The 7,210-nt window shown below is 71.0% G+C and carries 9 protein-coding genes; all 9 read right to left on the bottom strand.

Features of this window, described 5'->3' with window-relative positions:
• Window positions 1–60: 60 nt before the first annotated feature.
• Entirely contained in the window at window positions 61–558 is a 498-nt protein-coding gene (locus AOK11_RS18760; RefSeq protein WP_107098623.1) for a hypothetical protein, read from the bottom strand.
• Between the two features lie 91 nt (window positions 559–649).
• Entirely contained in the window at window positions 650–982 is a 333-nt protein-coding gene (locus AOK11_RS18755) for a hypothetical protein (RefSeq protein WP_055594871.1), read from the bottom strand.
• A complete protein-coding gene (locus AOK11_RS18750; RefSeq protein WP_055594870.1) occupies window positions 979–1,434 on the bottom strand; it encodes a hypothetical protein in 456 nt (151 codons plus the stop codon). Before AOK11_RS18750 ends, AOK11_RS18755 begins: the two co-directional genes overlap by 4 nt.
• Window positions 1,435–1,469: 35 nt before the next feature.
• Window positions 1,470–2,555 (bottom strand): hypothetical protein, encoded by a 1,086-nt coding sequence (locus AOK11_RS18745; protein WP_055594869.1) that lies wholly within the window; start codon window positions 2,553–2,555, stop codon window positions 1,470–1,472.
• Between the two features lie 300 nt (window positions 2,556–2,855).
• On the bottom strand, window positions 2,856–3,404 hold the full coding sequence (locus tag AOK11_RS45090) for a hypothetical protein (protein ID WP_055594867.1): 549 nt from the start codon (window positions 3,402–3,404) through the stop codon (window positions 2,856–2,858).
• 8 nt (window positions 3,405–3,412) lie between these two features.
• Window positions 3,413–4,435, bottom strand: a complete 1,023-nt coding sequence (locus tag AOK11_RS18730) for a DUF8094 domain-containing protein (protein WP_478501590.1) — start codon at window positions 4,433–4,435, stop codon at window positions 3,413–3,415.
• A 79-nt stretch (window positions 4,436–4,514) separates the two neighbouring features.
• Window positions 4,515–5,066 (bottom strand): hypothetical protein, encoded by a 552-nt coding sequence (locus tag AOK11_RS18725; RefSeq protein ID WP_240497394.1) that lies wholly within the window; start codon window positions 5,064–5,066, stop codon window positions 4,515–4,517.
• A gap of 326 nt (window positions 5,067–5,392) precedes the next feature.
• Window positions 5,393–6,907: a VirB4 family type IV secretion system protein gene (locus tag AOK11_RS18720; protein ID WP_055594865.1), complete on the bottom strand. Its 1,515-nt coding sequence runs from the start codon at window positions 6,905–6,907 to the stop codon at window positions 5,393–5,395.
• A 31-nt stretch (window positions 6,908–6,938) separates the two neighbouring features.
• Window positions 6,939–7,210, bottom strand: a 272-nt coding sequence (locus tag AOK11_RS18715; protein ID WP_240497393.1) for a DUF6238 family protein, incomplete at its 5' end; no start/stop codon positions are given.

Genomic DNA, 7,210 nt, shown 5'->3' with positions numbered 1-7,210 from the left:
CGTAGCCGAGGATCGCCGGTTTGGCCAACCGGCGATCCTCGGCTACGTTCCAGGCCATCTTTACCGGTAGGGGTTCTCGGTTCCGCGGTCCGACTCAGTGGCGGCGTCGAGGAGTTCGAGCAGGTCAGAGCCTTCCGCGTCGCGCTGGTCGATCCACCATCCGGCCCTGGTGATCGCGCGAGCCCTCTCTTCCAGCTCCGCCCAGTCGTTTTCGTCCCAGGCGCCCTCGACGACCAGCGCGGTGTGCGCGGTGATCATCAACTGGTGGCGGGAGCGCTCACCCCAGTCGAGGGCTTTCTCGGGGCCTTCCAGCGACGGCATGTCGAATCGTTCGGTCCACTCGGCGGCGGCCTGCCGTTCCTCGACCCGCTTGGTGGCGAGCCACTGCTCCTTGGATTCGATGTCGGCGTCGCGGGCGGCCTTCCAGCAGTCGGTGCAGTTCTTGGTCGCGAGCCAGCGGGCGAATCCGGCCCGCTTGTCGGCGGGGCGGTCGGACAGGTCGTGGACGACTTCGTGGCCGCAGTCGTGCGTGATGGTCCACTGTGTGCGGACAGCCATGAAGAGATCTCCTAGATTTCGGGGGTGCTACGGGCGGCGTGCGGGCGCCGGGGCCCGGTGCGGCGGGGCCGGGTCTTCCTGGTGGTCGGTGTCAGCGGCGCGGCAGTCGCCCAGGCGGAGCCTGCGCCGTCATGGCCGGTGTGTGTGACGTCGGCGACTTGGGGGCGCCTGGACGCAGGTCGGGGGCGAGAAGTACGGGGTAGCGGGCGGCGGTGAGCATCTCCGCGGCCCAGGTCGCCTGCTGGTTCTCCCAGTCGCCTCCCATGTCGAAGGGGAGCCGGATCCAGTGACCGTGCAGGGCTGGCTCGAAGAGGAAGCCAGCGTGGCGCAGGATGTCCGCGGCGAGGGAATCGAAGCGGCCTTCGGCTTCGACTTCGCCCCCTGGCCCGCGGGTGATGCGGATCGGCTCGGTGTCGGGGGTCACCGGGACCGTCCGGGGGCGGAAGCGGTCAGGTGAACGGCCGACGCGTAGGCGGGCTTCGGCGGGATCGAACGTGCGGACGGCGGCGAGGTCGTCGGCACCGCACGGCGCTGCGATGACTGGCTGGCGGCGGCCCGGGCGATGCGGCTGCGACGTTCGGTGAGTCCGTTCGGCCGGAGCGGGCGTGGCGGGGCGGCCGATGCAAGGGCGACGTCGGCGTCGACGTGCACGGCGTAGCCGTGACGGCGCAGATCTTGGGCGGCCTGCCGGGTGCGGCGCGGCCCGTCACGCTCGGAGGCGGTGAGCCGATACAAGCCCGGCGAGTCGGGTACGGGCTCGAACTGCTCCCGCACCAGGAACCAGTGGGCCAGATGGGCGGGCATCAAGGCGGTGGTGGAGGCGACGAAACCATGATCTTTGTGGGTGCCGAAGACGAAGTGCGTGCCAGGATCCAAAGAGGAGATCTCCTTACGGTGGGCAGTGGGAGAAGTCAGCGGCGGGGCGCGTGTGGGCCGCGTGGGAGAGCTTGATGCGGTAGGGCGGCGGCTGGGACTGTGTGCTGCCGAGGAGGAGTTGCCGCGCGAACCTGGCGAAGGAACGGCTCGCTGTGGGTGAGCCAGGTGCCCAGGACAGCCCGGAGTCGGGCGTCCCGCTCCGTTCGTGTGAGCGACGCATCCCTGTCCAGGTCCTCGGCATCGGTGAGAGCGTCAGCCAGCTCGGCGAGCACACGGGCGTCCCCGGGCCAGTTGGTGGCAGCAGGACGGCACCGGTCGAGGAGGACGGGAGCATGCCGGGCGATGGCGAGGAACTCGGCCCAGGCCCGGTTCAGGAACGTCTCGGCTACCTCGCCAAGTGGGGGCGCGTTCCTGTGCCGGCTCGAGGCAATGATGGCGGCCCAGGCGTCTTGCTCGGCGTGAATGCGGTCTAGGGCCTCGGCGACGGTTGCGATCCGGCCGGCGTGGACGGCGCGTTCGTAGGCGGGCAGGAAACGGTCCGCGATGCCCCGGGCCGCGCGGCCGGCGAACGGTGGCAGGGCGATGCTGTGCGGAGCGTGTGGGTCGCCGTACCCCTCCTCGAACGGTTCGGGTGCGAAGGCGCCGACCAGGTAGCCGAGTTGGTGGTCGGGACGTTCGATGAGTAGCAGGGTCGTCTCGGATGTGTCGGTGAGGGTGGCGGCGTAGGGGATCCGCTGGGTTTGGACGGCGCGGACGAGTTCGCCGCTGTCCCACAACCACGGCACCAGGTCCTGTTGCCATACGGGATGGGAGTAGAGCTCGATGCGTACGTCCCACTGGCCGGGCAGCAGGCGGGCGATATCTCGGGCGGTGTCGCCGATGAACCGCTGGCTGCTGGTCACCACTTCCGCCCCGCGCGCTGTGGCGTGGCGGACCAGATTGGCCACGGTGGCACGCGAGGCGTCCTCGTCCACGCCCGGCAGGTGGAACACCCAGTCGTCGCCACGGCGGAAGCCGGCTGCGGCGAGCGCCTCGTGCGCGGCCTTGTACCTCTCGCCGTGGCCGATGGCGACGATCCCGGTATCGCGGCCGTAGGCGAGAATGATCTGCGCGTCAGCCATGGGCCGGCACTCGGCGGTGGAGGGCGGAGCGCAGGGCACGCCGGTACCGCCAAGTGTGTGGCCGGGCCGCGGTCTCCAGCTGGTTGTCTCTGTGCTGGGCGATCATCTGCTTGGAAGGCTTGCGGGAACGGTGGGCTGGCAGCGGGCGCAGGACTTTGGGGGCAGGGCTGGTGATGGTGACGGCCGCCACCAAGTAGTCCTTACCGTGGATGAGGCCGCCCATCGGGGCCGTGCGCATCAGCTCGGTGCGGGCGATGAACGATCGGGTCGACAGGGTGGGCCTCCCGGGGTGTCAAGCGGCTACCGGCCGGGTGCGGGGCCGGTGCGCGGTGTGGGCGGTGGATTCGGAGGCAGACCAGGCGGTGCCTGGAGGCGGCCGGAGGCGGGTGCCTTCGGCGGTGCCGGTGCGGGGTCGTACTCGGCGCGCAGGATTGCCAGGTCGGCTTCGTCGGCGACGGCCAGTACGGACAGGCTGCGGCTGGCGGCTTCCATCAGCAGCTTGGGCGGAGACCCCTGCTCCGCGAACCGGTGGCGGTCGCCCCACCGAGCAATGGCCACGAGGAGGCCGCTCATCGCGCTCAGAGCGGGTTGGGCGGCGTCCAGGAGGTGCTGGGTGACGGCGCTGACCTCGGCGGGTGTCTTGGCTGCGGCGAGGGCGGCGAGGTACGGGGCCGGATCCGGCACTGGGAGCGGCTCGGCGGGGAGCGGGTGCTGAGCGAGGAACGGCTCGGCGTCCCGGCGTGCCCAGCGCAGCAGGTCGTCGCGGGTGGCGATGCCGAAGTGGGCGGCGGCGATCTGGTCGCCGTCGCGGCCCGCGTTGTCGTACAGCTCCAAGTCGGGATGCTGCATACGGTCTCCTAGACGGCGGTGCCGGGTCCGCTTGCCTCGGCGTCCGTGCGGCGGCATCCGTAGCCCAGCAGGCGGGACGGGTCGGGCGTAGTCGGAACGGCGGCGACGTCCGAGCAGGTGAAGGTGTAGGTGAAGGCGGGGCGGGGCGTGGTGCCGAGCCAGGCGCGGTCCCGCTTCTCCGGCACGATCTCCAGACCCGGCGCAGCGACGGCGTCGTGCTGGGTGTGGTTGTGGGAGAAGACGACGAGCGCGCCCGTGGAGGTCTTCAACGCGTAGCTGGCGGGGAACTTCGTGGTCGCTGACGCGAACTGGGTGGTGCCTCGGGTCCCGAACTTGTGGATCGTGTCGTGGTGGACCTTGACCTGCCGCTTGGCGGCCTCGGTGGGGGCAAGCACCTTGCGTCCGGTGAGGTCGCCTCCGGTGGCGAAATTGTCGATCACGGCCGAGCGCAGCAGGTCGACGGGAGCGGCCAGGGACGTGGAAGCGGGGTTGACCGCCGTGGCGTAGCCGTCCTTGTCCAGCATGATTTTCGGGAGCTGGGAGGGGTTGTCGAGGTCGACAGTGGCGACCATTTCCCACCGTTTCGACTTCGCGTTCTCGGCCAGGACCAGGACGCGGGCGTACTGCTTCTTGCTGCCGGCCCGGGTGACGGCGGCGAACCACCGCTGCTGCCCGTCTTTCAGGCGCGGGATGTAGAGGTCGGTTGCGGCGAGGTCGTACGACCACGGCCGGTACGGCTCTTGGTCCGCCTTCGGCAGGGCGTCGTCTTCCTTGAGGTCGGCCAGCGACATCGCGTGCCGGGGGCCGCCCTCGACGGAGTCGAGGAGTGCGCGGTCGCGCTTGATGTACGCGAGGTTGTTCGTCTTCGAGTAGGCGGCGATGGCGTTACGGGCCTCGGCCGGGGTGAGCGCGGGGGCCGGCTTCGGTGTGGCGCTGGGTGACTTCGTCTGGTCTGCGGCGGTAGGGGTGTTGCCGTGTGTGTCGCTGGAGCAGGCGGTCGCGGTGAGAGCGAGGCAGACAGCGGCGGTGATCAGGGGCAGAGTACGGCGGGCGGGGCGGATGGGGGCTCCTCTTTGCTGGGGATGGGAAAGGGCGCGGTGAGCGGTCGGCTCACCGGCGGTGGGCAGTCACCGAGGGGCTGGTCGGTACCGGGACGGCCGGACGCGTTGCGGCGATGCCGGGCGTGGGGGCGTGGCGGAGGTTCACGCCGATGCCCTTCTGGGCGAGCTGGTGAACCAGCGCTCGCAAGCGCAGGTCACGGCCGTCCTCGCCGTACGCGGCGGGGAGCAGGAACGCTGCCTGGTGGGGGTGGTACTGGAAGCCGAGCACATACAGGTCCGTGCGGGCGTCCTCGGGGACGCTCTTGAACGGCGTGCCGAGGGCGCCGTCCTCGTACCAGGTCAGGGTGACGACGCGCGCCACCTGCGGCGGCGGAGGCCGGTGGGGAGGCTCGGGCTGAACGGCCGCGTTGTGCCGGACGGCTGCCAGAGCGATCCGCAGGCGGGGCAGGACCCGCCGGCTGACGGCGGCTGCGGCACGGACCGGATCGTCGGGGACCGCGATTCCGTTGGGCTCGTCGACGCCCCTGAAGTGGTGTGGCAAGAACCCTTCGGGCTGCAAGGGAGCCACCAGGTACTGACGGGGGTAGTGGGGGCGCTCCATCACACAGAGCTCCTCGCCGTCTGCTCCTCCGACGAAGCCCGTACGGGTGTCGGGCCAGTCGAGCAGGGCCGAATGGGTTGGGCCGCAGTCCCAGACCTGGTCGGCCAGGGGAGGGTCGCTGGGGAGCCGGAACCCGATGTACTTGCGGCACCACCCTTCGGGCAGATGCGGTGCGAGTGCTGTGGCGAAGGCACTGGCGCGGCTCGGATACAGGTGGGCCTCCTGGATGTAGGGGGGCAGTGATCGGCCAGGGCGGGAACCGTCGGCGGTGCGGGGCAGATGAGCGGCCGAGAGCGCGGATCGGTGTCCGTGAACGCCCTGGTGTTTCAGTGCATGCGGGCGTCCGTGTCGAAGAGGGTCAGCTCGTGGGCGTGGAGGAGGTGTTGGACGATGAAGCTCCGGCCGGCTACCTTCCACAGGCCGCGCCCGCGGTTGAGGTGGGCGATGGCTTCGGCCTCGACGGAGGTGAGGCCGAGGAGGGTGGCTGCGGCGTGGAGCTGGTCGGTCTCCTGGCGGTAGATGATCCGGGTGGAGCAGTCGGCGAGGAGTCCTTCGGCCAGGGCGCGGCCTTGTGATCCGGCGTCGCCGGCGGTGAGCAGGTCGGACAGCCGGTGGATGACCATCAGGTTGGCGATGCCGAGTCCGCGGGAGAGTTTCCACTGGGCCTGCATGCGCTGGAGCAGGCCCGGGTGCCGCATGAGGCGCCAGGCTTCGTCGTAGACGATCCAGCGCCGGCCGCCGCGCGGGTCGGTGAGAGCGGATTCCATCCAGGCGGAGGCGCAGGTCATGGCGAGGACGAGGGCGGTGTCGTCGCCGGATCCGCCCAGCCTCGAGAGGTCGATGGTGAGCATCGGGCTGTTGGGGTCGAAGGCGACCGTACTGGGGGCGTCGAACATGCCCGCCAGGTCGCCGTGGACGAGTCGGCGCATGGCGTGGGCGAGGTCGCGGGCCGACTCTCCGAGCCGTCCGGACATGGGTCCGGCGGCCTCGTCGAGCTGGTCGGGGTTGTTGAGGGCGGCGGCGACGTCGCCGAGGAGTGGCGTCCGGCCTGAGTCGGCAGCCCGGGTGACGGCGGCGTCGAGGGCGACGTCCAGGGCGGTGTGCTCCATCGGGAGCAGGTCCCGGCCGAGAACGGTGCGGGCCAGGGAACCGAGCAGGAGCAGCCGGCGCTTGCGGATCTCTCCGGCCCAGTCCGACTCCGAGATGGAGGCGGGGCGTGGCGCGGCGTCCAGCGGGTTCAGCCTGCCGGGAAGTCCGGGACCGAGCGCGACGGACGTGCCGCCGAGCGCGGCGGCTACGGGCGTCCACTCGCCCTTGGGATCGCAGGGCACGTAGACGCGGTAGCCGAAGGCGACGGAGCGGAGCGCGAAGCTCTTGGCCAGCGCGCTCTTGCCCTGCCCGATCACCCCGGCCAATAGCACGTTCGGATTGGTGAAACCTTCGACCTTCCCGTACAGGGCGAATGGGTCGAAGACGAAGCTTGCTTCGGCGTGGACGTCGCGGCCGATGTAGATGCCCTCGGCGCCGAGTCCGCCTTCGGCGAGGAAGGGGTACGCCCCGGCAGCGATGGCGGTGGTCATGCGATGCGCGGGGAGCCTGAGTCGGTTTCCGCGGGCCGACGCCGGGCCGGGCCGTCCGCTGGGCGGGTAGAGGGGGGCCGGGGTCTCGTGCTCGGCGGGGGCTGTGCCTGCCGCATGACCGACGGCTTCGGAACGGGCCTTGGCGGCGGCCTCGGCGAGCCGGCGGCGGGCTGCCTTGCGGTCGGCCCGGTCAGTGCCGTGCGGGGTGAACAGGGGAGAGGCCGAGGTGCGCCGGGCTCGGCGGGCGGGCCGGAGGCTCATCGGGGCTCTCGATTCGGCGGGTGAGTAGTACTCATCGGATGCACGTGGTGGTGTGCGGCGGGCGGTTGAGGTCGGTGGGTGTGTTCTTGCGGCGGACGATGTGTCCGGCGGCCAGATGGCGCTGGCAGATGGTCAGCACCGGTGGTCCCTCGGGGAGCCGGTCGGGACGGCACTCGGTGGCCTGGGTGCTGGTCGGGAAGAGGGGCGCCGGCAGGAGGTGGAAGGCGGAGTGAACCTCTGCGGTGGCCTGCCAGAGCCGGGTTTGGGCGGTGGCGAGGTGCCGGCCTGCGGTGGGGTGGGAGG

The organism is Streptomyces hirsutus (assembly GCF_001418415.1).
Taxonomy (GTDB): Bacteria; Actinomycetota; Actinomycetes; order Streptomycetales; family Streptomycetaceae; genus Streptomyces; species Streptomyces hirsutus.
The sequence above is the reverse complement of the archived record's forward strand: the minus strand, read 5'-3'. Positions and strand labels throughout refer to the sequence as shown.

Bases quoted from the DNA above. Each gene is read 5' to 3' on its own strand.
- AOK11_RS18725 (WP_240497394.1), bottom strand. From the start codon at position 5,066: ATGGAGCGCCCCCACTACCCCCGTCAGTACCTGGTGGCTCCCTTGCAG.
- AOK11_RS18760 (WP_107098623.1), bottom strand. From the start codon at position 558: ATGGCTGTCCGCACACAGTGGACCATCACGCACGACTGCGGCCACGAA.
- AOK11_RS45090 (WP_055594867.1), bottom strand. From the start codon at position 3,404: ATGCAGCATCCCGACTTGGAGCTGTACGACAACGCGGGCCGCGACGGC.
- AOK11_RS18720 (WP_055594865.1), bottom strand. From the start codon at position 6,907: ATGAGCCTCCGGCCCGCCCGCCGAGCCCGGCGCACCTCGGCCTCTCCC.
- AOK11_RS18745 (WP_055594869.1), bottom strand. From the start codon at position 2,555: ATGGCTGACGCGCAGATCATTCTCGCCTACGGCCGCGATACCGGGATC.